23 protein-coding genes are annotated in these 24,217 nt (G+C 34.0%); 17 read left to right on the forward strand and 6 right to left on the reverse strand.

Annotation, left to right across the window (positions count from 1 at the left end):
* Positions 1–121 precede the first annotated feature (121 nt).
* Together D9842_RS22250 and D9842_RS22255 are read left to right on the forward strand one after the other, a co-directional pair.
* Positions 122–1,339 carry a sensor histidine kinase gene (locus tag D9842_RS22250; protein ID WP_121664358.1) on the forward strand — a complete coding sequence of 406 codons (1,218 nt, stop codon included), beginning with the start codon at positions 122–124 and terminating at the stop codon, positions 1,337–1,339.
* A gap of 117 nt (positions 1,340–1,456) precedes the next feature.
* On the forward strand, positions 1,457–2,419 hold the full coding sequence (locus tag D9842_RS22255) for a calcium/sodium antiporter (protein WP_121664359.1): 963 nt from the start codon (positions 1,457–1,459) through the stop codon (positions 2,417–2,419).
* Between the two features lie 956 nt (positions 2,420–3,375).
* On the opposite strand, the gene D9842_RS22260 is transcribed toward D9842_RS22255, so the two are convergent.
* Both D9842_RS22260 and D9842_RS22265 read right to left on the reverse strand, forming a co-directional pair.
* Positions 3,376–3,678: a DUF5634 family protein gene (locus tag D9842_RS22260; protein WP_121664360.1), complete on the reverse strand. Its 303-nt coding sequence runs from the start codon at positions 3,676–3,678 to the stop codon at positions 3,376–3,378.
* 75 nt (positions 3,679–3,753) lie between these two features.
* Positions 3,754–4,512 carry a uracil-DNA glycosylase family protein gene (locus D9842_RS22265; protein ID WP_121664361.1) on the reverse strand — a complete coding sequence of 253 codons (759 nt, stop codon included), beginning with the start codon at positions 4,510–4,512 and terminating at the stop codon, positions 3,754–3,756.
* Between the two features lie 178 nt (positions 4,513–4,690).
* Here D9842_RS22265 and D9842_RS22270 point away from each other — a divergent pair, with 178 nt between their 5' ends.
* The 4 genes from D9842_RS22270 to D9842_RS22285 all read left to right on the forward strand — a co-directional run bounded on the left by D9842_RS22270 (position 4,691) and on the right by D9842_RS22285 (position 8,442).
* The gene (locus D9842_RS22270; RefSeq protein ID WP_121664362.1) at positions 4,691–5,302 is read left to right on the forward strand and encodes a flavodoxin family protein; all 612 of its coding nucleotides are present in this window, start codon (positions 4,691–4,693) and stop codon (positions 5,300–5,302) included.
* A 128-nt stretch (positions 5,303–5,430) separates the two neighbouring features.
* Positions 5,431–6,003 (forward strand): TetR/AcrR family transcriptional regulator, encoded by a 573-nt coding sequence (locus tag D9842_RS22275; RefSeq protein ID WP_121664363.1) that lies wholly within the window; start codon positions 5,431–5,433, stop codon positions 6,001–6,003.
* Between the two features lie 48 nt (positions 6,004–6,051).
* Positions 6,052–6,987: an SDR family NAD(P)-dependent oxidoreductase gene (locus D9842_RS22280; protein WP_121664364.1), complete on the forward strand. Its 936-nt coding sequence runs from the start codon at positions 6,052–6,054 to the stop codon at positions 6,985–6,987.
* Between the two features lie 219 nt (positions 6,988–7,206).
* On the forward strand, positions 7,207–8,442 hold the full coding sequence (locus tag D9842_RS22285; protein ID WP_180320404.1) for an ATP-binding protein: 1,236 nt from the start codon (positions 7,207–7,209) through the stop codon (positions 8,440–8,442).
* 53 nt (positions 8,443–8,495) lie between these two features.
* Here the strand turns inward: D9842_RS22285 and D9842_RS22290 are convergent, their stop codons facing one another.
* Positions 8,496–9,017, reverse strand: coding sequence for a YpiB family protein (locus tag D9842_RS22290; protein ID WP_162987527.1), 522 nt, complete (start codon positions 9,015–9,017; stop codon positions 8,496–8,498).
* 226 nt (positions 9,018–9,243) lie between these two features.
* Between D9842_RS22290 and D9842_RS22295 the strand changes: the two genes are divergently transcribed.
* The 5 genes from D9842_RS22295 to megL all read left to right on the forward strand — a co-directional run bounded on the left by D9842_RS22295 (position 9,244) and on the right by megL (position 15,104).
* Positions 9,244–9,846 (forward strand): class I SAM-dependent methyltransferase, encoded by a 603-nt coding sequence (locus tag D9842_RS22295; protein ID WP_121664366.1) that lies wholly within the window; start codon positions 9,244–9,246, stop codon positions 9,844–9,846.
* Positions 9,847–9,940: 94 nt separating this feature from the next.
* A complete protein-coding gene (locus tag D9842_RS22300; RefSeq protein ID WP_121664367.1) occupies positions 9,941–10,999 on the forward strand; it encodes an aromatic acid exporter family protein in 1,059 nt (352 codons plus the stop codon).
* A gap of 111 nt (positions 11,000–11,110) precedes the next feature.
* Positions 11,111–11,920, forward strand: coding sequence for a bifunctional DNA-formamidopyrimidine glycosylase/DNA-(apurinic or apyrimidinic site) lyase (mutM, locus tag D9842_RS22305; RefSeq protein ID WP_121664368.1), 810 nt, complete (start codon positions 11,111–11,113; stop codon positions 11,918–11,920).
* A 108-nt stretch (positions 11,921–12,028) separates the two neighbouring features.
* Positions 12,029–12,940 carry an aldo/keto reductase gene (locus D9842_RS22310; protein WP_121664369.1) on the forward strand — a complete coding sequence of 304 codons (912 nt, stop codon included), beginning with the start codon at positions 12,029–12,031 and terminating at the stop codon, positions 12,938–12,940.
* Between the two features lie 976 nt (positions 12,941–13,916).
* Entirely contained in the window at positions 13,917–15,104 is a 1,188-nt protein-coding gene (gene megL, locus D9842_RS22315) for a methionine gamma-lyase (RefSeq protein ID WP_121664370.1), read from the forward strand.
* A gap of 150 nt (positions 15,105–15,254) precedes the next feature.
* On the opposite strand, the gene D9842_RS22320 is transcribed toward megL, so the two are convergent.
* On the reverse strand, positions 15,255–15,425 hold the full coding sequence (locus D9842_RS22320; protein ID WP_121664371.1) for an aspartyl-phosphate phosphatase Spo0E family protein: 171 nt from the start codon (positions 15,423–15,425) through the stop codon (positions 15,255–15,257).
* Positions 15,426–15,677: 252 nt separating this feature from the next.
* On the opposite strand from D9842_RS22320, the gene D9842_RS22325 reads away from it, so the two are divergent.
* From D9842_RS22325 to D9842_RS22340, 4 genes are read left to right on the forward strand one after another with little or no spacing between them, the layout of a single operon-like run.
* Entirely contained in the window at positions 15,678–15,914 is a 237-nt protein-coding gene (locus D9842_RS22325; protein WP_121664372.1) for a hypothetical protein, read from the forward strand.
* Positions 15,915–15,916: 2 nt separating this feature from the next.
* A complete protein-coding gene (locus tag D9842_RS22330; RefSeq protein ID WP_121664373.1) occupies positions 15,917–17,026 on the forward strand; it encodes a GerAB/ArcD/ProY family transporter in 1,110 nt (369 codons plus the stop codon).
* Complete coding sequence (locus D9842_RS22335; protein ID WP_121664374.1) at positions 17,023–18,627, forward strand: spore germination protein; 1,605 nt, start codon at positions 17,023–17,025, stop codon at positions 18,625–18,627. Before D9842_RS22330 ends, D9842_RS22335 begins: the two co-directional genes overlap by 4 nt.
* Entirely contained in the window at positions 18,620–19,840 is a 1,221-nt protein-coding gene (locus D9842_RS22340) for a Ger(x)C family spore germination protein (protein WP_121664375.1), read from the forward strand. The genes D9842_RS22335 and D9842_RS22340 overlap by 8 nt, the downstream gene beginning before the upstream one ends.
* A gap of 93 nt (positions 19,841–19,933) precedes the next feature.
* Here the strand turns inward: D9842_RS22340 and D9842_RS22345 are convergent, their stop codons facing one another.
* The gene (locus tag D9842_RS22345) at positions 19,934–20,797 is read right to left on the reverse strand and encodes a Cof-type HAD-IIB family hydrolase (protein ID WP_121664376.1); all 864 of its coding nucleotides are present in this window, start codon (positions 20,795–20,797) and stop codon (positions 19,934–19,936) included.
* Positions 20,790–21,578 carry a DeoR/GlpR family DNA-binding transcription regulator gene (locus tag D9842_RS22350; RefSeq protein WP_121664377.1) on the reverse strand — a complete coding sequence of 263 codons (789 nt, stop codon included), beginning with the start codon at positions 21,576–21,578 and terminating at the stop codon, positions 20,790–20,792. The genes D9842_RS22345 and D9842_RS22350 overlap by 8 nt, the downstream gene beginning before the upstream one ends.
* Before the next feature lie 159 nt (positions 21,579–21,737).
* Here D9842_RS22350 and dcuS point away from each other — a divergent pair, with 159 nt between their 5' ends.
* The gene (gene dcuS, locus D9842_RS22355; RefSeq protein ID WP_121664378.1) at positions 21,738–23,345 is read left to right on the forward strand and encodes a DcuS/MalK family sensor histidine kinase; all 1,608 of its coding nucleotides are present in this window, start codon (positions 21,738–21,740) and stop codon (positions 23,343–23,345) included.
* Complete coding sequence (locus D9842_RS22360) at positions 23,338–24,051, forward strand: response regulator (protein WP_121665163.1); 714 nt, start codon at positions 23,338–23,340, stop codon at positions 24,049–24,051. The genes dcuS and D9842_RS22360 overlap by 8 nt, the downstream gene beginning before the upstream one ends.
* Positions 24,052–24,217: the final 166 nt, after the last annotated feature.

Consider the following 24,217-nt stretch of genomic DNA (forward strand, 5'->3'; position numbering starts at 1 on the left):
AATGAGCAAGGGATATAATGTAGTATTGACCGTCTTTATAAATCTTGACGATCAAATCAAGTGTTAGTTAACATCTTTAAGGAAATACTTAATGAGGTCAAATAATTAAAAAGGTGTTTTTATGAAGGAACTTAAATTTAAAATAAATAAAACTTTATACTATATTTTAATCATGATAATTATTCTTGTTATGGTAACAGGTGTGATGGTTGGAAATACTCATCTTGATACTTTAAACTTAGGGATATTTTTACATATAATTCTTGTTATCATACTATCAGTTTGTTTACTACTTTATCCAAAGTTTGAAACACATTATTTCAGAATGATGATCATGCTAACAGCGTCTGCCTATTTCTATGGTCTGTTTTTCTTATATCCGGAAACCTGGTCAACCTTTGTGTTTATCTGTTTAATTCCAGCAATCTCAATTTTGTATTTTGATCCAAGACTTTTTTATTTCTCACTTTTTTTAAATATAGTGCTAACTTCAGCAACATTTGCTTATATCGTTTTTATTGATCAAGGAGAATTTTATCCTCATATAAAACTTGATATAGTAGGAAATGTGATCAATTTTGCCGGTATACAAGCATTTCTCTCTTTACTTTTTTTCATTTCTTATTTCAGAATCAAGCAATTAAAAGGCTATTACGAACAAGTACAGCAGTCCGAAAGATTAAAGACGACAGGTCAACTTGCAGCGGCGGTAGCCCATGAAATTAGAAACCCTTTGACCGTAGTAAAGGGATTTCTACAGTTATATAAAAAAGAGGAATCATTCGATGAACAGGTAAAAAGAAATTTTGCCTTGATGATTGATGAATTGGATGCAGCTGAGCATGTTATTTCTCACTTTTTAACGATTGCTAAACCGGACAAAGAGGTAAAACTAGAGAAGATTGATGTGAAAGATGCTTTACAAAGTGTGGCTGATTTATTAAATTCTTATGGTCTTTTGAATGATAACAAAATTGATTTACATGTAGAAGAGAACTGTACTATCGCTATTAACTTAATAGAATTTAAGCAGTTAACAATCAATTTAGTAAAAAACGCAATAGAAGCTTCTAGCCACGGTTCTGGGATTACTGTCATAGGGGAAAAGGTGAAGAATTCAGTTGAAATAAGAATTGTAGATGGTGGATTAGGTATGTCTGAGTCAGAAATTAAGGATCTCGGCACACCTTTTTATTCACTAAAAACGAAGGGTACAGGATTAGGGTTGATGATTTGTTTTAATATTGTTGAAAAGTATAATGGAACGATTGAGTTTAATAGTGTTAAGGGCAACGGAACAACTGTTATCATTCGTTTTCCTTTCGTTCGTATAAAATAAAAGGGAGGGTGAAGACAAAATCCACTCCTTTTTATCATAACTATATAGAAGTCCGTAATCTTAGTCGAAGTAAAATGAGTATTTATACAATTTTGTAATAAATAGGAGTTGAAATAAATGTCCTATCTTTTATTAATCTTAGGTATTGCATTACTTATTAAGGGTGCTGACTTTTTCGTCGAGGGTGCATCAAGTATTGCTCGTGCTTTACATGTATCACCATTACTAATTGGGTTAACGATCGTTGCATTTGGAACAAGTTCACCAGAAGCTACCGTCAGTATAATTGCTGCATTAGAGGAAAACGCAGGAGTTGCAATAGGGAATGTAGTAGGAAGTAATATTTTAAATATCACCTTTGTTGTTGGGATAACAGCACTTATAAACCCCTTAAAGGTAGAAAATGAAACAATTAGAAAGGAAATTCCTTTTACATTATTAGCGAGTGTGGCCCTCCTTATTTTAGTAAGTGATGTAACGCTTCAATCCTTAGAAGCTAATTTCATTACAAGAAGTGACGGATTTATATTCTTGTTATTTTTTGCAGTGTTTTTGTATTACATTTTTGAGGTAGCAAGAAATAGTCGGGAGAAGCTGAAAGAAGAAGCTTCATTATCTAAAACAAATGCACCTTCATGGGGGAAAAATAGTCTTTTTACAATTGGTGGCTTAGTCGCTATTATTATCGGAGGAGACTTGGTCGTTGATCATGCTACTGTTATTGCTTATTCATTTGGGATGAGTGAAACATTAGTCGGTTTAACGATTGTGGCGATTGGCACATCTTTGCCTGAGCTAATCACTTCAATCACAGCTGCTGTTAAAAAAGAAGGAGATATTGCACTTGGTAATATTGTGGGAAGTAATATTTTTAACATATTATTTGTCCTTGGTGCAGCCTCTGTTATTTCTCCATTAGCAGTGGATAGCAAAATATTTGTTGATCTTATACTTATGATTGTCCTAACTCTTATTTTACTTGTATTCTCAAGAACCAGCTTCAGAGTAGGCCGTCGTGAAGGGACATTTCTTGTAGTTGCTTATATTTGCTATATGATTTATATCATAGTTAGAAACTAAAAGAGAGGATTGGAGGGGGAACGGGTTCCGTTTGATATCCCCAAATATAGTCATAAAATGAATTGCGAGGTCCAGATTTAAAAACTGGACCTTAATTTGTATGTGACAAAAAGTGTAGTTTAATCCATATGCGAATGGTATTTTAGTAAAAAATTGAAAAAAGCATACGCAAACATGAAATGTGAATGCTTTTGCATGGGTAGGTAGCTTAAAAACATACGCAAAACCCAGAAAAAGGAAAAGGTTGATACTGAAACGGCTATAATTGTAAAATTCACCCATATGCTATTGTTTTTTTAGTGAAAAATTGAAAAAAGCATACGCAAACATGAAATGTGAATGCTTTTGCATGGGTAAGTAGCTTAAAAACATATGTAAAACCCAGAAAAAGGAAAAGTTGATACTGAAACGTCTATAGTTGAAAAATTCACCCATATGCGAATGTTTTTTTAGTGAAAAATCGAAAAAAGCATACGCAAACATGAAATGTGAATGCTTTTGCATGGGTAAGTAGCTTAAAAATATATGCAAAACCCAGAAAAAGTAAAAAGTTGATACTGAAACGGCAATAATTGTAAAATCCACCCATATGCGGATGTTTTTTTAGTGAAAAATTGAAAAAAGCATACGCAAACATGAAATGTGAATGCTTTCGCATGGGTAAGTAGTATTAAAACATACACAAAATCCATAAAAAGGTAGAAGTTGATACTAAAACGGCTATAATAGTACCATTTATCCATATGCGAATGGTATTTTAGTTGAAAAATCAAAAAAGCATGCGCAAACAAGGAACATGAATTTTGTCATCCATTTGACAAATTCCCCCATCTAAAGATAGGTTTGAGGATAATGCCATACACAAATGACCATCAAAACAGTGTGCAATTTTGATGGTCATTCCGAAATACAATTAATGTTTGAGGTGGGTATCGGACTCAGATCCCCTCCTTTAACTAAATTGATTGTAAGGCATCATCTAAATTATCAAACCCACTAACATCATCAGTGTTTGCTTCATCTGTTTCAACAGTCCAGAGATCTTTACCAGGAGCTAATTGCCCTTCTTCTTTCATAAGATACGGAGTATGTATCATATATGTTTTTCCTTCTTTTCGAATGGTATATCCCATATGGTAAATATCTTTCTGTCCTTGCTCTTCAAACACACCAATATCCTCTATCCCATATTTAGTCATAAGAGGCTGAAAAGATTGTTGTAACTCTCTTACTACATCATCGCGATTAGTATATTCCATCATCATTGCTCCTTTCATCTAGCTATTCTTAATATGTCTGACAAGCCTTGATTTCATAATTAAAACTTAGGTGTTTTAAGAAAAAAGAGCTGCCCATTCCAACACAGTTGATATAAAAGATTGCTTGTTTTCTTTGAATTGTTTTATTCTATGCCCATTTGCACCGGATGGATGGGGAAAATTGAATAAATAAATATGATCATTCAGCTCATTATCTTTCATTAGGTTTTTTAAAATCTCTTCTACCACTTTACCTAATGGAATAATTAATGCAGGTGCTTTTATTTGTGAAAGCTCCTTAGGAAACATTTCATATGCGTAAAAAGTTAACAGCGAAGAATGGTTAATTTTGGGACGATGTCCAGTATAGTTTCTCCCTTGATAGAAAACAGGGTATTTTATGATTGATGTAGTATGGAGAAGGTCACGGTTTTCGCTAAACAAATAAGAAGAGCTTTGTATATGAAAAACATTTTGAATACCACAATGATCGAGCATGTCGATTAAATTTTTCCTCATTGCTCCTGAAAAGCTTGCAGCTATTTTGGCTTTTTTTAGTGTTTGTTCGAGTGTGGAAGACTCTGAAATAGGTAAGCAGTCAATTACCTGTTCGAAGGCGGCCTTCATTTGAGTCCAACCTGGTGTAATTCCTAAAATGACAATCTTAGCTTGATGGTTGATGTATTCATTATGTGGTGAATAATACATGGCCAACTCGTTATCTCGGTCTTGTTCAATCAAAAATGAAGGTGTTATTAAATCTTGTTTTTTAAGTGGCTTAGTAAGATTTGATGATTGGATAACAGGTAAGAAGGATTGTAGCTTGGATTCCATGATTTCTCTCCCATTAGTTATTGAGGTCTTATTTTATGTACTTTTCTAAAAGACATACATTAAGGGCATCTGGGGGAAATTGCTGTAGGTTTATTTCTGAAATTGTCGAAAAAAGGTTTTAATATAGGCTTGATGTGGAATGAAAGAAACAAACATCCATAATAAAGGAGCTGTTGATATGAAAGCACTGTATTTAAATACATCATTAAAAAAGAGTGATCAGGAATCTAACACAAGTGCACTTATGAAAGAGTCAAGATATTGGTTAGAAAATAAAGGGATTACAACCGAGGAATTAAGATTAGCAGATTATCAGATTGCATACGGTATGGAATCCGATATGGGTGAGGGAGACCAGTGGCCTGAGGTATTAGAAAAAGTCAAAGAAGCAAATATTGTTGTCGTTGGAACGCCTATTTGGTTAGGTGGAAATAGTAGTATCGCCACTTTATTAATGGAAAGATTATATGCTTCAAGTATGGAAAAAAATGAAAAAGGACAGAGCATTTTTTATAATAAAATTGGTGGAGCGGTTGTAACGGGAAATGAGGATGGTGCAAAGGATTCTGCCAAATCACTTCTGTACGGACTTCAGCACATTGGCTTTACCGTTCCGCCAAATGTTGATGCCTATTGGGTTGGAGAGGCTGGTCCAGGCCCTTCATATATAGAAGAAGGAAGAGGCAATGACTTCACGAACGGAAAGGTCAAAACATTATCTTATAACCTTGTTCATTTTGCAAAGCTACTAGTGAATCATCCTATTCCTGCTGAGGGGAATACTTTATAAAAGGGAAAACTAACTAATGAAGTCCAGAATTAGAAAAAACTAATTCTGGATTTTTCAATATTGACTTGTGGTAAATTATGGTATATATTTTTATTGAACAGTGGTTAATAAATGATAAGGAGAAAAAAATGTCACCTAGAAAATCAGTAGATAAAGAATTATCAAGAGAAATGATCCTAGACGTAGCAAGAATTCTTTTCGTAAAAGATGGATATGAACATGTTTCAATGAGAAAGATTGCAAAAGAGCTTGGGTATAGTCATGGAGCACTTTATTATCATTTTAAAAATAAGGCAGAGTTATTTTATGCACTAGTCGCAGATGGTTTTTTATTGTTAAATCAAAGGTTAGAAGAAGTCATGGAAAAGGAGCTTTCAAAAGAAGATAAACTAAAAGAAGTATTTCTAGCTTATATCCATTTTGGAATGACCAATCCAAGTCATTATGAAACGATGTTTCTTACAAAAGATCAAGAATTAAAAAGCTTTTTACAAGAAGAGCCTAATAACAGCTTTGAAAAATTTGCACAAGCGGTTCATTCTTTAGTGAACATAAACATTACACCGAAGGATATTTATTCAATCTTTTTATCTCTCCATGGCTTTGTAACTCATTTCATTTTTAAGGGGCAGAAATATGAGGATAATAAAGCTCTTGCAGAATCACATATCCAGTTAATTTTGCGTTCGATACAGTCATAATTTTTTTTAACATTAATTGAACGGTGGTTAATTAAAGGAGGAAGACAAATGAAAAAAGCGTTAGTACTTGGTGCATCTGGTGGTATGGGGAGTGCTATTACATTTGAGTTAATTTCTCGGGGAGTTAAAGTAATTGCTTTTGCTCGGAATATTAAAAAGTTACAAGCATTATATGAGGGAAACAACCTTGTAGAAATCCGAAAGGGAGATGTTTTTAACTATTCTCAATTAAAAGATGCAGCAAAGGATGTAGAGTATATTTATCATTCAGTAAATTTACCTTATCAGGAATGGGCGACAAAACAAGAACCGATGATAAACAATATTTTACAAGTGTCAGAGAATGTTGGGGCTAAACTTGCAGTTGTTGACAATATTTACTCTTATGCTGAAAGTACAGGGGAAAAAGCAACAGAGCAATATGCGAAAAATCCACAAACGAAAAAAGGGAAAATTCGTTTGCAAATTGAAAAGATGGTAATGGACTCAAAGGTTCAAGCATTTATTGCACACTTTCCTGATTTTTATGGACCATATGCTGAAAGTACAGTTCTCCACTATTTCCTTCAGTCAATAATCGATAATAAAAAGGCAATGTTTGTTGGGAACAAAAAAGTACCAAGAGAGTATATTTATACGCCTGATGGAGCGAAAGCAATGGTAGAGCTTTCTTTAAATGAAAAAGCTTATGGACAATGCTGGAATATTCCTGGTACAGGGGTGATAACAGGTGAAGAAATCATTAAAATCATACAGGAAATAGCAGGCTATTCAAAAAAGGTATCAACAATAACCAAAAATATGGTGCGTTTTATCGGGATTTTTGACCCCAGCATGAGGGAGTATGTAGAGATGTATGATTTGACTCAAAAGCCGTTAATTTTAAATGGAGAAAAATTAGAATGTTTAATTGGACCTATTCAAAAAACCTCTTATAAAGAGGGTTTAGAAAGAACATTGAATAACATGAAGGAAAAAATCTAATTTCTATATAATTCCAGAATGAAAAAGATGTCTTGAAATTGTGACATCTTTTTTAATTATATTGTTAGAATATCTTTCGTTTTACTAGATAAAGAGAGAAACATATTATAAGATTTTATATACATCTTTAAAATTGTGTAAATTTCCCTATTTTTCTTACTAGTCTAGTATATATAGTGCTATTATATAAGTAAAATTCTGACAAAATGAGGATGAATGATGAATAAGATTGGGCAAATTTCTCTAGTAACGATTTCAATATTGTATACAGGAATTGAAAAAATTTTATACAATGAGGCATTTTTTTCATTGGATTTTTTCGTTTTTACCATTATTGCCTGGATATGTGGACGGCAATATGATGTAGCAAGATATTATACAAAAAAGGCACGTGCAAGTGAAGAGAGTTACAAACAATTGATTGACTCTTTCCCTGAATCAATTATCATTCATCAAGACTTTAAAGTTATCTACATCAACAATGCAGCTGCTCTGATGGTAGGAGCTAATAACAAAAATGATGTTATTAGTAAGTCTCTTTTTGATTTCATCACACCAGGATATCAGGATCGTGTATATGAGCGTATGAAATTGATTAATAAAGAAAAACAGCCATTATGTAATATTGAATATGAAGTTCAGCGTTTAGATGGAGCGAGATTCTTCTTTGATGGTACATCTATGTCTATCACATTTGGTGAAAGAGATGCAGTTCTGACGATTGGAAAAGATATTACTGAGAAAAAAGAACAGACAGAACGTTTACTATTAAAATCAGAAAAGCTTGCCTTACTAGGTCAAATGGCTGCAGGAATTGCCCATGAAATAAGAAATCCTCTTACATCAATAAAGGGATTTATTCAGTTATTTAAATCGAATCAGTTAGAAGAAACGTATTATAATATTGTTTTATCTGAGCTTGATCGAATCAATTCAATCGTTGGAGAATTTCTTGTGCTCGCTAAACCAAGTGCTTCTATTTTCGTAGAAAAAGATATAAAAGAGTTAATAAAAGACGTGATAACATTAATGAGTACTCAATCAATTATAAATAACATTCAAATCTCTTCAGAATTTGATCCTGACCTACCTAAGATATGCTGTGAAGAAGCTCAGCTAAAGCAGGTATTTTTAAATTTATTTAAAAATGCAATTGAAGCAATGCCAAATGGGGGCCAAATTGAATTAAAAGTGAAGCTGATAGAAGCTGGGACAATATCTGTTCACCTTATTGATCAGGGGATAGGTATTTCACCAGAAAGATTACCGACCCTTGGTGAGCCCTTTTATACTACGAAGGAAAAGGGCACAGGGTTGGGACTAATGACTTGTTATAAGATTATAGAATCACATAAAGGGAAGATGACTATTCAAAGTGAAGTGAATAAGGGCACGACCATTCAGCTTACCTTACCGACTATGACTCAGCCCTTATTAAAAAGGGAATTCGTTTAGAAATGAGATAATAAAATAACAGAGGGTTACTTAAAGGCCCTCTGTTATTTTATTTATTTCTGAATTTCTTTTAATTGCTTAACCAACTCATGAAACAGCTCTTCGTCCCGGTCATCCAATGCTTTATTGATTCTGCTTTTCAGTAAAGCAACTTCAACAACTAAATCTGTTGCTTTTGCATCCTTTTCTGATTGTTCGTATTGTTTAATAGAATGAATTCGATGTGTTTCAACTAGCTGTGTATAGCGGTGATCAGAATGTTTACCAAAGTAATGGAGGATGAGATAAACTTTTTCAGAAGGGCTGCTCATTAATGAACCAAAAGCCCGTGAAACATCTTCTGTTTTTTGACCATTAGTGTAAAAGAGAAACCCTGATTCATCAGAATTAATACTTGAAACAACAATCGTACGGTCTTTTGGATGAACATAATCAGTAAAAGATAAGTTCTTTAGAATATGATGGTTTTTCTGAATATATTCTATAAGTCTCCGAGCTTCTTTATTTTTTAACTGATGGTTGTTCAAAAACCATTTTAGAAATTCATCTTTCTTACTAGTTGAGATCCAGTTCATATTATCCTCCTTTCTAGCACTCTTTCCTTCTATCATAACAGATCTATTATAGTAAATTACATACTTATCACCATAAAGGTATATTTTTTAACATGTTGATGGTAAGTTCTCTTACATCAGTTAATAAATAACAAATTATTGATCTTTACACTTATATATAGGTTAGATAATTATGTTATGATCGGGTAAAAGACAAGTATAATCAGGATTTAAAAGGGAGAACAGAATGGAAGAGAAGGATTATGAACACTTGCTTAATATTTGTACGTCAGGAGATCAGAAGGGGTTTCACAAGTCCTTTCATTATCATCGTTATGAACCTACTCCTTATAATGGATTAAAGCAGCTATTTTCCCAATATCAGTTGCAAAGTAATGATCGAATTGTTGATTTTGGATGTGGTAAGGGCAGGTTGCCATTTTACATTCACTACTTATTTGGATCTTCTGTAGCTGGAGTCGAGATGAACAAAGACTTTTATGAAATGGCAGTAAAAAATCGTTCCTGTTATTTAAAAAAAACGAAAAAAAATGGTAACAATATTATTTTTCACAATTGCCTTGCTGAACACTACCCAATTAAACAGGCTGACAATATTTTTTATTTTTTTAATCCATTCTCTATTCAAATCTTTATGAAGGTTATAAATAACATTATGTACTCCTTTGAGAAATGTGAACGACACCTTGAGTTGATCTTATATTATGCGGCTGAAGAATACATTTATTACTTAGAAAATCAGACGGCTTTTTCCCTAAAACAAGAGATTAAGATCAATGGATTATATGAGCAAAATCAGAATGAGAGATTTTTAATATATGAATTGTGAGATCATCCTTTAAAAATTTAAGCTATTTAGAGATTTCTACTTGATACGTTATAATCAGTATATAACTGTTTATTTTAAGGGTTGAAGAAGCGTTATGGATCTCATTAGAAAAGCAAAGTATTTGGTTGGTGGAAGGATCATCAAAACAGGAATAGCAGTTTTTCTGACTGTTATGATATGTGAATGGTTAAATTGGCCCGCAATGTTTGCTGCCATTACGGCTATTATTACAATTGAACCAACTGCCGCTAATTCAATAAAAAAAGCATTTGTACGTTTTCCAGCAGCAGCGATAGGGGCGGCATATTCAATTGCATTTAATGTTGTGCTTGGGGATCACTCATATACATATGCATTAGTAGCAATAGCAACAATTATGACATGTCATAAGCTACGTTTAAACGAGGGAACACTTGTAGCAACTCTTACAGGTGTTGCGATGATATCAACAGTTCATGACCACTTTATTGCTTCTTTTTTCATTAGATTAGGTGCAACAAGCATTGGTTTGCTCGTTTCTACATTAGTAAACCTGTTTGTAATGAGTCCAAATTATTCTCCAGCCATTCTTAATAAAATACGTGATCTCTTTTTAGAAACAGGAGATTTTATTGAAAGTCGTGGATTAGAAGTAGTGAACTTACATTCTAAAACAAATAGAAATGAGTCAAGAAGCTGGTTTCAAAAATTAATGAAGAATATTGAAGCAATTGAGGTGCTTTGTCGCTATCAAAAGGAAGAATGGAAATATCACCGTTTTAGCCGTCAGGATATGAGAACGTTTCATTATGAGTATAAAAAGCTAAATATTCTACGGCAAATCCTTTACCACGCAGGAAACTTACTTACAATTTCAAATCAAAAGGTTAAGGTAAGTGAAAAAAATAAAGATCTTGTGGTAGAAATCGTTCGCTCAATAAAGGATATTCTTCATCATCAACAGTATGAAATAGAAACCTCACATTTTGAGAAAATAAATCGGGTAACGGAGTTATTTTGGGATAGGAAGCCTGACCATTGTGACAGTCATCATTGTTTTGCGCCGGAAACTGTTATCTTTTACGAACTCATTTCGATTTCTGATTTATTAGAGGAGCTAAATCATATCCAATCGTTAGAGCTTCGTCATCAAAAATTATATCAAAAAGAATGATACTTTAGGCTTGCCAATTGGTGAGCTTTTTTTAGTTTATTCCTACATTTTTGGTTATTTTTTAAGAAATACTAATTTACACTACTATGTCCTAAGAAAGGGTGTACATATTTGCCTGAATTACCTGAAATGGAGAATTATAAACGTATTTTTGAAAAAAAGCTTGTTGGTAGAAAAATTGAAGCGGTTGAAGTTACAAGGGAGAAATCAATCAATAAGCCTGTTTTAGAGTTTGTTGATGCTGTTCAGGGGAAAACATTAGTGGCCGTCGAACGACGGGCAAAGCATTTAATATTCAAGCTGAATTCAGGAGAAAATCTATTATTACATTTGATGCTCGGGGGCCTCATGTATATTGGAAGTGACCAAGATAGTCCAGATCGCACAAAGCAGGTCACCATTTCTTTCGGTAATGATTTATTATATTTTATCGGGCTGCGTTTAGGATATCTTCATTTATTATCAAATGAAGAATTGGAAAAGGATTTTCATGATTTGGGACCAGAGCCACTTAGTCCAAACTTCACGCTTGAAGCTTTTGATCAAAGTATTCAGAAGAAAAGAGGTGCTTTAAAAACAACTCTAGTCAATCAAAGTTTCATTGCAGGTATCGGAAATCTATATTCAGATGAAATTTGCTTTGAAGCGAAGCTGTTACCATCTAGAAAAGGAAATGAGCTATCAGTACAAGAACGCTCTGCACTTTTCCATGCCATACAAACAATTTTAAATAGAGGTCTTACGTATGGTGGATATATTGATATGCCTGTTTTTAAAACAGACAATTTAACAGGAAGTTATGATCATCATTGTTATGTCTACAATAGAGAAGGAGAGCCTTGTCCTAGGTGTCAATCTTCAATAATTCGAGATGAACTATCATCAAGAAAAACGTTCTACTGTTTACAATGCCAAAAATAGTAGTGTTCTTTAATTGAGGCTATATTCTTGAATTAATGATGATTCTTGGATATGATAGATTAAGGGAATGAAACCGGTTTCCTAATTGGGAATAAAGAGGTGTTTTAAATGAAATACAGACGTTTAGGAAGTACAGATTTAAAGGTTTCTGTAGTAGGGGTAGGAACATGGCAGTTTGGAGGAGATTGGGGAAAAGACTTTTCTCAAAATGAAGTTGATGCGATTCTCTCACATGCTAAAGGTTTAGGAATTAACTTGATTGATACAGCTGAATGTTATGGACCACATCATATGTCTGAAAAGTTTATTGGTGATTTTCTTTCCAGAGATCGTCGTGAAGACTGGGTGCTTGCATCAAAGTTTGGTCATAAATGGCATGACAATTGGGAACATGCATGGAGTGCAGATGCTGTGCGGGTACAATTAGAGGAATCATTGAAGGCATTAAAGACAGATTACATTGATCTATATCAATTTCATTCAGGTCCTGATGAGGTTTTTAATAATGATGATTTATGGACAATGCTTGATAAGCAGGTTCAAGCAGGAACAATCCGTAATTTAGGTATTTCTATCGGCGCAAACGATAATATCTATCAAACATCAAAAGCTACTGAGTTAAATGCTAAAGCAATTCAAGTTGTTTATAACCGTATTGATCAAGCACCTGAAGAAGAAGTATTTCCTTCATGTATAGAGCAGGATTTAGGCGTATTAGCCAGGGTACCATTAGCAAGCGGATATTTAAGTGGGAAATATAATCCTGGTGCAACATTTAGTGACAATGTCAGAAAAAATCATGAACAACAAGAAATCGATGAAAAGCTGAAACTAGTTGCAAAGATAAAGGAACAAGAAGTGCCAGAAGGAGTAAACATGGCAACCTGGGCTTTAGCATGGTGTCTTCAGCATCCTGCAGTCACAACTGTTATTCCTGGATGCAAAAGCCCAGAGCAAGTGGAAGCAAATGCAAAGGCTGCAGATTTGGTAAAAGATCATCATCCATCAGATATAGAGTAATGGCGAAAAGGTAGAGGGATGCCTAACAAAAAATGGTCCAGCTTATGAGCTGGGTCATTTTTTGTATGTGGGGAGGAACTGTATAATTATTCGTATACGTACTGCAAAAGGGGGAAAAGCATACGTAAAAAAGGAGTATGCATGCTTCAGTAAAGTAACCTTCATGAGATCCAATAAATGATGGTGAAAATGGTCAAGATTATATTTTTATAAAAAGGTAAAAAAGCATACGCAAATAAGGAATATGCATGCTTTTACATAGAGAAGCAGTAAAAAACCATTCGTAAGATCCAAAAAAAGTAAAAATAGATCCTAAAAGCAAATAAATTTGTAATTTTTTTCTATATACGTATCGATTTTTGATGAAAAAGGAAAAAATGCATACGCAAATAAGGAATATGCATGCTTTTACATAGAGGAGTAGTAAAAAACCATTCGTAAGATCCAAAAAAAGTAAAAATAGATCCTAAAAGTGAATAGAGTTGTAACTATTTTCCATATACGTATAGATTTTTGATGAAAAAGGAAAAAATGCATACGCAAATAAGGAATATGCATGCTTTTACATAGAGGAGTAGTAAAAAACCATTCGTAAGATCCAAAAAAAGTAAAAATAGATCCTAAAAGCGAATGAATTTGTAACTATTTTCCATATACGTATCGATTTTTGATGAAAAAGGAAAAATAGCATACGTAAATAAGAAATATGCATGCTTTTACATAGAGGAGTAGTAAAAAACCATTCGTAAGATCCAAAAAAAGTAAAAAGTTCTTCTTGAAAATGACCTGAATTGTGATAATGCCTGTAATAGATAAAGTAAAAAAGATAGCGGGAATCCCCTATCTTTTTTACTTTATCCAAGTACTTTATCTATCTAGTTAAAGGAACCGGACGAACACGTTAGTAATAACCTATAGAAAGGAGCCTAAGAAAATATGTACAGGTGCTCTTTACAAAGTTTGAAGGGGGAGTACTATGAATCGAAATGCTCATCATCAGTTTTCTACAAAAGCAATTCATGCTGGATATGACCCGAAAGAACATAGTGATAGCTTAACACCACCAGTTTATCAAACATCCACCTTTACATTTTCGACATTAGAACAGGGAGCAAAGCGGTTTTCTGGAGAAGAAGAGGGCTATATCTATTCCAGACTTTCGAATCCAACAGTTGCGGTTTTAGAAGAGAGGATGGCTCAGTTAGAAGATGGGGAAGCGGCTCTTGCCTTTTCATCAGGAATGGCAGCAGTTTCTGCTGCTCTTATTGGGCTGACAAAAACAAATGACCATATTTTATGCTCAAAAGGAATATATGGATGCACCTTTGGACTACTACAATTATTGAAAAATAAATATCATATCGAGTATTCATTCTCAGATCTATCTACAACTGAAGAAATATGTTCACAAATAAAAGAAAATACGGCGTGTATTTATATTGAAACACCAATAAATCCTACAATGCGATTAATTGATTTAGAAAAGGTAACAGCAGTTGCAAATGAAAAGGGAGTCAAAGTAGTAGTAGACAACACTTTTTCAACTCCTTATTTGCAAAAACCCATTTCTTTAGGATGTGACCTCGTCATTCATAGCGGCACGAAATATATTGGTGGTCATGGAGATGTTATGGCAGGTGTAGTTGTTGGTAGTGACGAACTGATTAAGACTTTAAAGGGGACGGTACAAAAGGACATAGGTGGCGTTATTGCACCGTTTGATGCTTGGCTGTTGTTAAGAGGAATAAAAACACTAGCTGTTAGAATGGATCGACATAGTGAAAATGCAGAGAAAATTGCTTTAAGCCTTAAGAAACACTCCAAAATTAAAAATGTCTATTATCCTGGAGATCCAGAACATCCTGACTATCACATTATGAAAAAACAGATGAGAAATGGTGGAGGTTTACTTTCTTTTGAACTGAAAGGCACATACGAAGATACGGTGAGATTTGTTAATCAACTTAAGCTTATCCCAATAGCAGTGAGCTTAGGTGATGCGGAAACACTTATTCAGCATCCTGCATCGATGACACATTCAGTCATACCTGAAGAAGTGAGGATTAAAATGGGCATAACAAATCAGCTATTAAGGCTATCTGTTGGTCTGGAGGCTTGGGAGGATATTTGGGAAGACATAAATACTGCCTTAAAGGCTATTTAAAGACTAGTAGTGAAAAGCTGCTAGTTTTTTATTAATGTCATATCACGGTTTAGTGGTATCACATTCAGCCAAGAAAACACAAGATTTAGGCTAGTAAAAAGGACAGGTTATTTCTAGATTGGATACACATGTAGCTACTGTCCTTTTTACCTAGCTGCAGGATTTTAGTAGTAATTGTGTTTCGAAAATTAATCGATCCAATTCTTGGCTATATTTAATTGTTTCAGGACTATTTATCCCTTTTGTTTGTGCAGAAGTAATCATCAGCTTTCTTACTAAGTCTATTTTATGCCCTAATTCCGGATTTATCGTTTCATTCATTTTGCATAACCCCTATACTAAACAAATCTTATATACCTATTATTATAGATAATTGTTAATTATGGAATGGCTTCGACAATCAATCTATGTATCAGACAAAATTTTTACCCATTTTGACAAATTTTTAACACCCAACTTCTCGTCTAGTTCTATTTATTCAATTAAAAACTTTACTAGATCATACTAAAAAGTCCTTTTTTGACCATAATAATCCATATATCCAATTACAAATAGGATGTAGGATGTGTTGTGATGAGAACTTTGATGTTAATTGCAATTTTTATGATCTTAAGTGTATTAGTGGCACAAATAGACGCATTGCTTTATAAGACAGATCTCTGGAATGAGCTTAAAACACTGTTAAGAATAGACCCAGGATCAAACAAATGGATGGTTTATGCTTTTTTATTGATAGGATTTATCTATTCTATCGTTAACGGAGTAAAGGAAAAGCTACAAAAACTCAAAAAAATTGGAAGTTTTGAATAGGTATGAAACAACAGGTAGAGAAAATCTCACTTTGGCAGCTGTATATTCTTATTATTTGTTTTCAAATAGGAAGTGCAACACTTGTTGGTATTGGGAATGAGGCAAAGCAGGATGCATGGATTGCCATTATAATAGCAACGGTATTTGGAGCCTGTCTTATACTGTATTATTTCTTTTTGCTTTCTAGATTACCAGGAAAGAATTTATTTGAAATATTCGGTTTTTGTTTTGGAAAATGGATAGGGAAGTTTTTAACACTACTGTATGTCATTTATTTTTTTTATATTTCCGCAAGGGTTTTACGAGATTTTGGTGAGCTACTTGTTTCGACTATTTTTGAAGTAACACCATTGGAGATCATCTCCATCACGATGATGTTGGTGATTATTTATATGCTTCAGCTTGGATTGGAAGTGCTTGGTCGAACAAGTGAGGTGTTTTTTCCTTATGTTGTAACTTTTATATTAGTAACGGGTATTGCCATTTGGCTTTCAGGGGGCTTAGAGATTAGTAATTTACGTCCTGTATTAGGAGATGGATTTAAGCCAATTAAAAAGGCATTATTCCCGCAGTTAATTACTTTTCCATTTGGTGAAGCCATTACATTTATGGTTGTTGGCGCTTATATAGGTGCTAAGAAGCGTGTGGGAAAAGTTAGTGCTGCTGCGGTTGTAACAAGTGGACTTATCCTTACGTATGGTTCATTTATTCAAATTGCCACACTAGGGGCAGATTTAAAGGAGAGAGCAACATTTCCTTTATTAAGTGCTTCAAGGGAAATTTCTTTACTTAACTTTATAGAAAGGGTCGACTTAATAATTGTCTTCTTTGTTATGTTCGGAATTATTGTAAAGGTAAGTTTGTTTTTCTATGGGGGACTAAAGGGGCTTGAATACATTATAAATAAACCGTATCGAAGTATGACGTTGCCAATGGGTACATTAGTTGCTTTTATATCTGTTGTGGTTAGTCACAATTTTATCGAGCATATAGAAGAGGGACTAGTATTTGTTCCCTTTTATTTACATCTTCCATTTCAGTTTGGAATTCCGATGCTTATCCTTCCTATCTTGTTGTGGAAAACAAAGAAAAAGGAGACGACTAGCCTATGAGTATACTTTCGACACTATTTAGAAGAAGAAGTAATAAAAATAGTGGGAAAACATCAGAGAAGGAACTCTATGATAAAGAAGGTATACCAAAGAACTATGATTTTTCCCTAGAGAAAAATATACAAAGTATAAAAGAAATATTTTATTCAACGTCTGATTACGAGGAAATAAACATAAAAGTCGGAAACCTTGAGGGATGTGTTTGTTATTTAGGAACAACTTTAAGTAAGATAGATTTGAATTCGCAAGTCTTAGAACCACTAAGGTCTGCCTTTCAAAAGGATGAAGAAGCTTATCAAGATATGAATTTGATAAGAGAAGCATATTTTCCAGCAGTATCTTATGAATTTGCTGAAACATTGCATCAGCTTGTTTGGTATATGCTGAATGGTTTCGCAATTGTGATGGTTGACCAACATACGAAGGCTTTAGCTTTAAATATCGGTGGTACCGAAAAACGGTCTATAGTAGAGCCGAGTACACAGACAATTATTCGTGGTCCTAAGGATGGATTTGTTGAAGATCTTCACACAAATATTGGGTTGGTCCGTAAAAGAATAAAAAATCCCAGATTGGTATTTGAAGAGTTCAATGTAGGAAGTGACTCTAATACACAGTTGGTCATTGGCTACATGAAGGGAATTGTAAATGAGGATATCCTAAGTGAGGTAAAGCAAAGAATTAACAAGATTAATGCTTCCGGTTTATTAGACACAGGGAATGTAGAAGAGTATATAACGGATCAAACCTTTACGTTTTTTCCGCTAGTTTTTAATACTGAAAGACCTGATAGCATAAGTGGAAATATCCTTGAGGGGAAAATTGCCATCTTTTTAGATGGAACACCCTTTGTCTTAGTTGTTCCAAGTGTATTTACTGATTTTTTTCAGTCAACAGAGGATTATTATCAGCCGTTTTTTATGACAAGCTTTATTAGGGTAATCCGTTATATTTCGTTTATGATTACTCTAACTTTTCCTTCTTTGTATGTAGCGATTACAACTTTTCATCATGAATTACTGCCTACTCCTTTATTAATTAGTGTACAAAGTCAGCGGGAGGGAGTTCCATTTCCTGCAGTGATTGAGATTTTACTTATGGAGCTTACATTTGAAGTATTAAGAGAAGCTGGAATTCGAATGCCACGCGCCGTTGGCCAAACATTATCAATCGTTGGTGCACTTGTTATTGGACAGGCTGCAGTTGAAGCAGGACTTGTTTCAAATGTATTAGTCGTTGTTGTTGCGTTTTCTGCCATTTCAAGCTTTGTTTCACCAATCTATAATTTCTCAATTGCAGCGCGGTTAATTCGATTTATTCTAATATTTATGGCTGCTTCTTTGGGGCTTTATGGAATTTTTTTATCATTAATTGTAATGGTTATTCACTTAGTAAGTTTACGAACATTTGGAATTCCATATTTAACACCGGTGGCACCATTTAAACTGAGAGATCAAACTGATGTTTTTATTCGATTCCCTCTATGGGCTGATAAATTTAGACCTTCTTATTTAATGACCAAATCACCAATGAAAATGAAGGATACTAAAAAACCATCACCTCCCGAACAACAATCAGAAGGGGAAAAGAAAAATGAATAAGAAAATGCTATATTTATTTCTCATTTTGACTTTTTTAATGACAGGTTGCTGGGATAGGGAAGAATTGGATGATATATCAATTGTAACAGGAATTGCCGTGGACCCAGGGGATGAGAAAAAGTATCGAATGACAGTCGAAGCTATCATTTCATCAGAATTTGGCAAACAGAGTGCGCAAGGAAATACACCGGTTGTTTCATATTCGTTGGAGGGCAATTCTCTTTCGGAGCTATCAAATAAAATGAATAAGGGTCTAACGCGTAAGTTGGTTTATTCTCATACAAGGGTTTTATATATAAGTGAAGAGGTAGCGAGGGAAGGCCTTTTTGGCTTTCTAGATTTTTTGGATCGCAGTGGTCAATTTCGAAATGATTTTAATATTATGATCACAAAAGGAAACCCCGCTTCCGAATTTACAAAAATCACTTATCCTACACAGAAGAGTCCGTCTCTAAAGGTAAATACTCAAGCAGAGACATTTACTGAGGAGTGGGGTGGAGATCCTAATGTTAAGCTATATGATTTTATATCTTCGATTATTTCGAAAGGCAAGAGTCCTGTTGCGGCATCGCTCAAAATAAAAGGTAATGCAGAAGCAGGGAAAACAGTAGAGAATAATAAGGCACTTGAACCTGAAGCGCTAGTTGTTATGGATGGTATGGCTGTTTTTAATAATGATAAGATGATTGGGACATTATCTCTTGAAGAAACAAGGAATTTTTTATGGACACAAGAACTTATGCAAACAAGTTTAAGTATCCCATGCGGTGAATCTGATCAAGCTAATGAATATTTTTTAGATGCGCGGATAACAATGTCTAAGTCTAACTTGGAAGCAAGCTATAAAAATGGTACTCCGCAAATTAAACTAAGTATTAATGGTGAGTCAAGGCTCCAAGGAATCCATTGTCCTCGCGATATAACAAAACTTGATGTTTTTACAGATTACGAAGAGAAAATTGAAGAGTATATTAAGAAAGAAATGATTTCCCTTATAACGAAAGTACAGGAAGAGTATGAAGTTGACATATTTGGGTTTGGTGATGCTCTAAATCGTCAGAACCACAAGAAATTTTTAGAAGTACAGGAACAATGGGATGAAGAGTTTGCAAAGGCTGAACTGGATGTGTATGTTGATATGCATCTCATGAGATCAGGAATAAAAAATAAAAGCTTTAATGAGGATATCAAAGAAAAAGAAAAAGAAAACTAAATAAAAAAAGCCAACCCCTTCGTCACGCCACAAATGAAAGTGTTACGCCGAAGAAGGTTGGCTTATTAAAATTGTATCATGTTTTCATTATATTTATACGTTGCTTAAAACAGATTGAATAAAGTGAGCTACACCATTTTCATCATTTGTTACTGTCACCAAATCTGCTACTTCTTTAATAGAATTTTTTGCATTGCCCATAGCAATACCTACTCCTGCACGAGATAGCATGGAGAGGTCATTCATGCTATCTCCAATTGCTGCAGTATGTTCTAAAGCAATACCAAGCTTTTCAGATAGTAATTCAAGAGCAATTCCCTTTGATGCATTCTGATGCTCTAGTTCAAAGTTATGATTTGCTGAGGACACAATCGTAAGACCTTCAATTTGGCCATATTTTGACCAGCCTACTTTTAATTTCTCCTCAAAAAATGAAAATGCAAGAATGTTATAAACTGGTGTGTCAGCTTCTTCAATATTTTTATATGAATCAATAAATGTAAATCCTGTTTGACTAAATTGCTTTGATAAGGCTTCCTCTAAATGATGAATAGAAACATCAGGATTAGCACTTTGGATTCGATCTATTTCAATCTGTAATAGCTTTCGCCCATTATTAGGAGTATAAATACAAGAAGAACTAAAAACCTCGTAGTAAAAGCCATCCTGTTCCAATGAATGTAGCACTTTATAGGCAGTTGTAGGGTCAATTGGTTGATGGTGATAAAGATTACCTTCTGGATCATAGATTGTTGCTCCGTTCGCTGCAATGATCCATGTTTTAATGTCTGTATCCTTAAAAATTGCCTGAACATCAAAATGGGCACGACCTGTTGCAATAACAATTTCAATACCAGCATTTTGTGCTTCTTTTATCGCTTGGATATTTTCAAGGCTGATTTCATTCTTACTATTTAGCAATGTTCCATCAAGGTCAATAGCTATAAGGCTAGTCATTAAGTATTTCCCCTTCCTCATTATGAGAAGTAATGAATATTTCCACTCCATGAGTATCTAATAAATCTTGAAATTCTTCATTCGGTTCACGATCAGTGATTAGTAAATCAATTTCTTTTAGTTCTGCACATCGAAAATAGCCCGTAATACCAATTTTCGTATGATCTGCTAGTAAAATAACCTGCTCAGCTTGCTGAATCATTTTTTGCATCACTTTCCCATCTTCCTCATGAGCTACTGTTACACCATTCACAGATATTCCGGCACAACCTACAAAGGCCTTATCAACATGGTAATAAGATAGTTTTTCGATCACAGAACTTCCATATAAATAGCGGTGTTCTTTATGAAGTTCGCCTCCAAGCAGTTGAATATGTGCTTGTGAATTTTTAATTAGAATGTCTGCCAGATTAATTGAGTTTGTAATAACCGTGCATTTTACATCTTCCATCTGCTCAGCACATGCCTGAACAGTTGTTGAAGTGTCAAGAATAATGTAGTCGCCAGGTTGAATAATAGATGCTGCTTTTTTGCCAATTTGTCTTTTTTCTTCTGATACCATGCTTAAACGATTAACGTAATCTTTGATTTCATGTTTAGGTGAAGGGAGGATGGCACCACCCCGAGTACGGATAATAGATTTATCTTCTTCTAATTTCACAAGATCTCGTCTGGCTGTGTCTCTAGATACGTCAAACAACTCGCATATTTCTTCAATTGAAATGCGCTTGGATATTTTTAGGTGTGCAAGGATTGATCTTAATCGTTCTTCTTGGAACATTATGTTACCCCTTCGTGTTTTTAAGTATTAATAAGTATTTATAAGTTATTATAAGTTATTGTAAGTATATTTTCAAATGCTTATTTCATCTCTAAGTATTTTTGTGTTTATATCTAGAGGTATATTGTCTGTTATAATGAGTTTCTGGGAGGTGAAGACATGATAAAGCAAAAATATAAACTAAGTACAATCATTATTTTGTTCGTTTGTTTAGTCGTGCTTCTTTCGCTGCTCCTTACTGATTTGTTAATAAGTCAAACAGTAAGCAAGACAATACGAGAAAATCAAGAAGAAAAAGCAAAGATTGTTTCAAGAACAGTTGCAAAATCTGTAATTGTGAAAAATGGACTAGTAAATAACCAACCTTATTCGAGGGAGATTCAAGATTACACTGTTGATATTCAGAAAGCAGCAGATGTTATGTTTGTTGTCGTAATGGATATGAATGCAGTAAGAAAATCACACCCTAACCCTGATTTAATTGGGAAGAAATTTAAAGGGGGAGATGAGAAGGCTGTTCTTAATGGTAAAGAGCATGTTTCCGTTTCAGAAGGGACGTTGGGACAATCATTAAGAGCTTTTACACCTATATATAATCATGAACAAGAACAAATAGGGGCAGTTGCTGTTGGGATCTCATTGAATAATGTGGAACAAGCTTTAGAAAGAGGGCATCGTACCATCATAATTGCCTCAATTATTGGTGTTTTAGTTGGTATTTTAGGTGCAATATTGTTAGCTAGATATATAAAAAAGATCTTATTTGGTCTTGAACCATTTGCCATTGCAAAAATACATGAAGAAAGAAATACAATGCTGCAATCTGTTCATGAGGGTATTATTGCGGTTGATAATGAGGCGAATATTACTCTAGTAAATAGATCGGCTTTACAAATTTTCAAAAACACTGGTCTACCAGCACAGCCTGTTGGGATGAAGATATCAGAGTATTTACCATCCTCAAACTTGGATCGCGTTCTTAAAACGGGAAAAGCAGAGCAAGATGTTGAGTTAACGATAAATGGGGTTTCCATATTGGTTAATAGAGCACCCCTAATAGTAAACGATCAAATTGTTGGAGCTATTTCCACCTTTAGAGATAAAACGGAGATCAATCAATTAGCTGAACAATTAACAGGGGTTCGTACCTATGCAGATGCATTAAGAGCTCAATCTCATGAATTTATGAACAGACTTCATGTTATTCTAGGTATGATTAAAATGGAAAGCTATGAAGAGCTAAGGAAGTTCATTGCTCAGGTTGTTAATCATGGTGCACATGAGGTCGGGCAAGTGACTAAAAATATGAAAGATCCAGCACTAGCAGGTTTTTTACTTGGGAAGCTTAGCTTTGCAAGGGAAAATAAAGTAGAAATGATCATTGATTGTGATACGCTTATTCCTGAACCGGATGATCCAAGAATTACCCATGAATTAATTACGGTTATTGGCAATTTAGTTGATAATGCTATTGAAGCGATGGCTCATCTTGATAATAAAATCTTGCAGGTTAAATTTCATTATGAAGACTCTTCTTTACAAATAAAAATTAGGGATTCAGGTCCTGGACTTCATAAGGATCAATTTCCGCATCTATTTACGAAGGGGTACTCCACAAAGGGAGATAATCGTGGGTTTGGATTATATTTAGTAAACAAAAGTGTGGAATATTTAGAAGGAACACTTCAAATTAATTTAAGTATCAAAACAGGAGCGGAATTTATTGTTCAAGTTCCTTATAAAGGAAGGGAATCAACGAGTGATTAATGTTTTAATAGTTGAAGATGATCCAATGGTTGCAGAATTTAACAAGCGATATTTAGAGCAAGTAGATGGTTTTTTATTAGTGAATATCGCAAACAGTGTGAAGGAAGCTTTAGATGTTATTGAGGAAAAAAATGTGGACCTTCTTCTCTTAGACGTATTTATGCCGGGAGAAAATGGTTTATCTTTACTCAGAAAAGTTAGAGAAGAAAAACAAGATATTGATGCCATACTTATTACAGCTGCTTCTGATGTTGAGAAAATTCAAGAAGCTCTTAGAAATGGTGTGGTCGATTACTTAATTAAGCCTTTTGAATTTGATCGGTTTGAACAGGCTCTAAGGACTTACCGAGATCAATATTTTTATTTAAAAAGGCAAAGAACGATTAATCAAGAGGAACTTGATCAGCTTTTATTAGTAAAAGAAGAGAATAATAATCAAGGTATTTTAAAGCCTCTACCAAAAGGGTTATCAAGAAAAACTCTTGTTACGGTTCTTGAAGCTGTAAAACAACAGGGGAAAGCACCCTTTTCTACGGATGTTATCGCAGAGGTGACGGAGATATCGAGAGTTTCTGTTAGGAAATATTTAAAGTTTCTAAATGATATTAGAGTTATTGATGAGACATTAACATACGGCATTGGGAGACCTCTATATTCCTATATATATAATGCTGACAAACAATATTTGCTTGATGGATATGAATAATGGACAAGCAGCTAATGCTGCTTTTTTTAATTTCAAAAAGGTATCAATAGTTTCAAAATATATAAAATGTCTGAATATTTCAGTAAACTTAAAACAGATTATGAAAGCGATTACTCATTCTAAATAGGTAATGACTAATGGAAATCATATTAATAGTGTAGTTTAA

The sequence above is a fragment of the Metabacillus litoralis genome, from assembly GCF_003667825.1.
In the GTDB taxonomy this organism is placed as follows: domain Bacteria; phylum Bacillota; class Bacilli; order Bacillales; family Bacillaceae; genus Metabacillus; species Metabacillus litoralis_B.

Coding starts and splice junctions, on each gene's coding strand:
- D9842_RS22350 (WP_121664377.1), bottom strand. CDS start 21,578: ATGTTCCAAGAAGAACGATTAAGATCAATCCTTGCACACCTAAAAATA.
- D9842_RS22295 (WP_121664366.1), top strand. CDS start 9,244: ATGGAAGAGAAGGATTATGAACACTTGCTTAATATTTGTACGTCAGGA.
- megL (WP_121664370.1), top strand. CDS start 13,917: ATGAATCGAAATGCTCATCATCAGTTTTCTACAAAAGCAATTCATGCT.
- D9842_RS22345 (WP_121664376.1), bottom strand. CDS start 20,797: ATGACTAGCCTTATAGCTATTGACCTTGATGGAACATTGCTAAATAGT.
- D9842_RS22285 (WP_180320404.1), top strand. CDS start 7,207: ATGAATAAGATTGGGCAAATTTCTCTAGTAACGATTTCAATATTGTAT.
- D9842_RS22255 (WP_121664359.1), top strand. CDS start 1,457: ATGTCCTATCTTTTATTAATCTTAGGTATTGCATTACTTATTAAGGGT.
- D9842_RS22325 (WP_121664372.1), top strand. CDS start 15,678: ATGAGAACTTTGATGTTAATTGCAATTTTTATGATCTTAAGTGTATTA.
- D9842_RS22270 (WP_121664362.1), top strand. CDS start 4,691: ATGAAAGCACTGTATTTAAATACATCATTAAAAAAGAGTGATCAGGAA.
- D9842_RS22265 (WP_121664361.1), bottom strand. CDS start 4,512: ATGGAATCCAAGCTACAATCCTTCTTACCTGTTATCCAATCATCAAAT.
- D9842_RS22320 (WP_121664371.1), bottom strand. CDS start 15,425: ATGAATGAAACGATAAATCCGGAATTAGGGCATAAAATAGACTTAGTA.
- dcuS (WP_121664378.1), top strand. CDS start 21,738: ATGATAAAGCAAAAATATAAACTAAGTACAATCATTATTTTGTTCGTT.
- D9842_RS22310 (WP_121664369.1), top strand. CDS start 12,029: ATGAAATACAGACGTTTAGGAAGTACAGATTTAAAGGTTTCTGTAGTA.
- D9842_RS22275 (WP_121664363.1), top strand. CDS start 5,431: ATGTCACCTAGAAAATCAGTAGATAAAGAATTATCAAGAGAAATGATC.
- D9842_RS22280 (WP_121664364.1), top strand. CDS start 6,052: ATGAAAAAAGCGTTAGTACTTGGTGCATCTGGTGGTATGGGGAGTGCT.
- D9842_RS22335 (WP_121664374.1), top strand. CDS start 17,023: ATGAGTATACTTTCGACACTATTTAGAAGAAGAAGTAATAAAAATAGT.
- D9842_RS22260 (WP_121664360.1), bottom strand. CDS start 3,678: ATGGAATATACTAATCGCGATGATGTAGTAAGAGAGTTACAACAATCT.
- D9842_RS22340 (WP_121664375.1), top strand. CDS start 18,620: ATGAATAAGAAAATGCTATATTTATTTCTCATTTTGACTTTTTTAATG.
- D9842_RS22290 (WP_162987527.1), bottom strand. CDS start 9,017: ATGAACTGGATCTCAACTAGTAAGAAAGATGAATTTCTAAAATGGTTT.
- D9842_RS22250 (WP_121664358.1), top strand. CDS start 122: ATGAAGGAACTTAAATTTAAAATAAATAAAACTTTATACTATATTTTA.
- D9842_RS22330 (WP_121664373.1), top strand. CDS start 15,917: ATGAAACAACAGGTAGAGAAAATCTCACTTTGGCAGCTGTATATTCTT.
- D9842_RS22300 (WP_121664367.1), top strand. CDS start 9,941: ATGGATCTCATTAGAAAAGCAAAGTATTTGGTTGGTGGAAGGATCATC.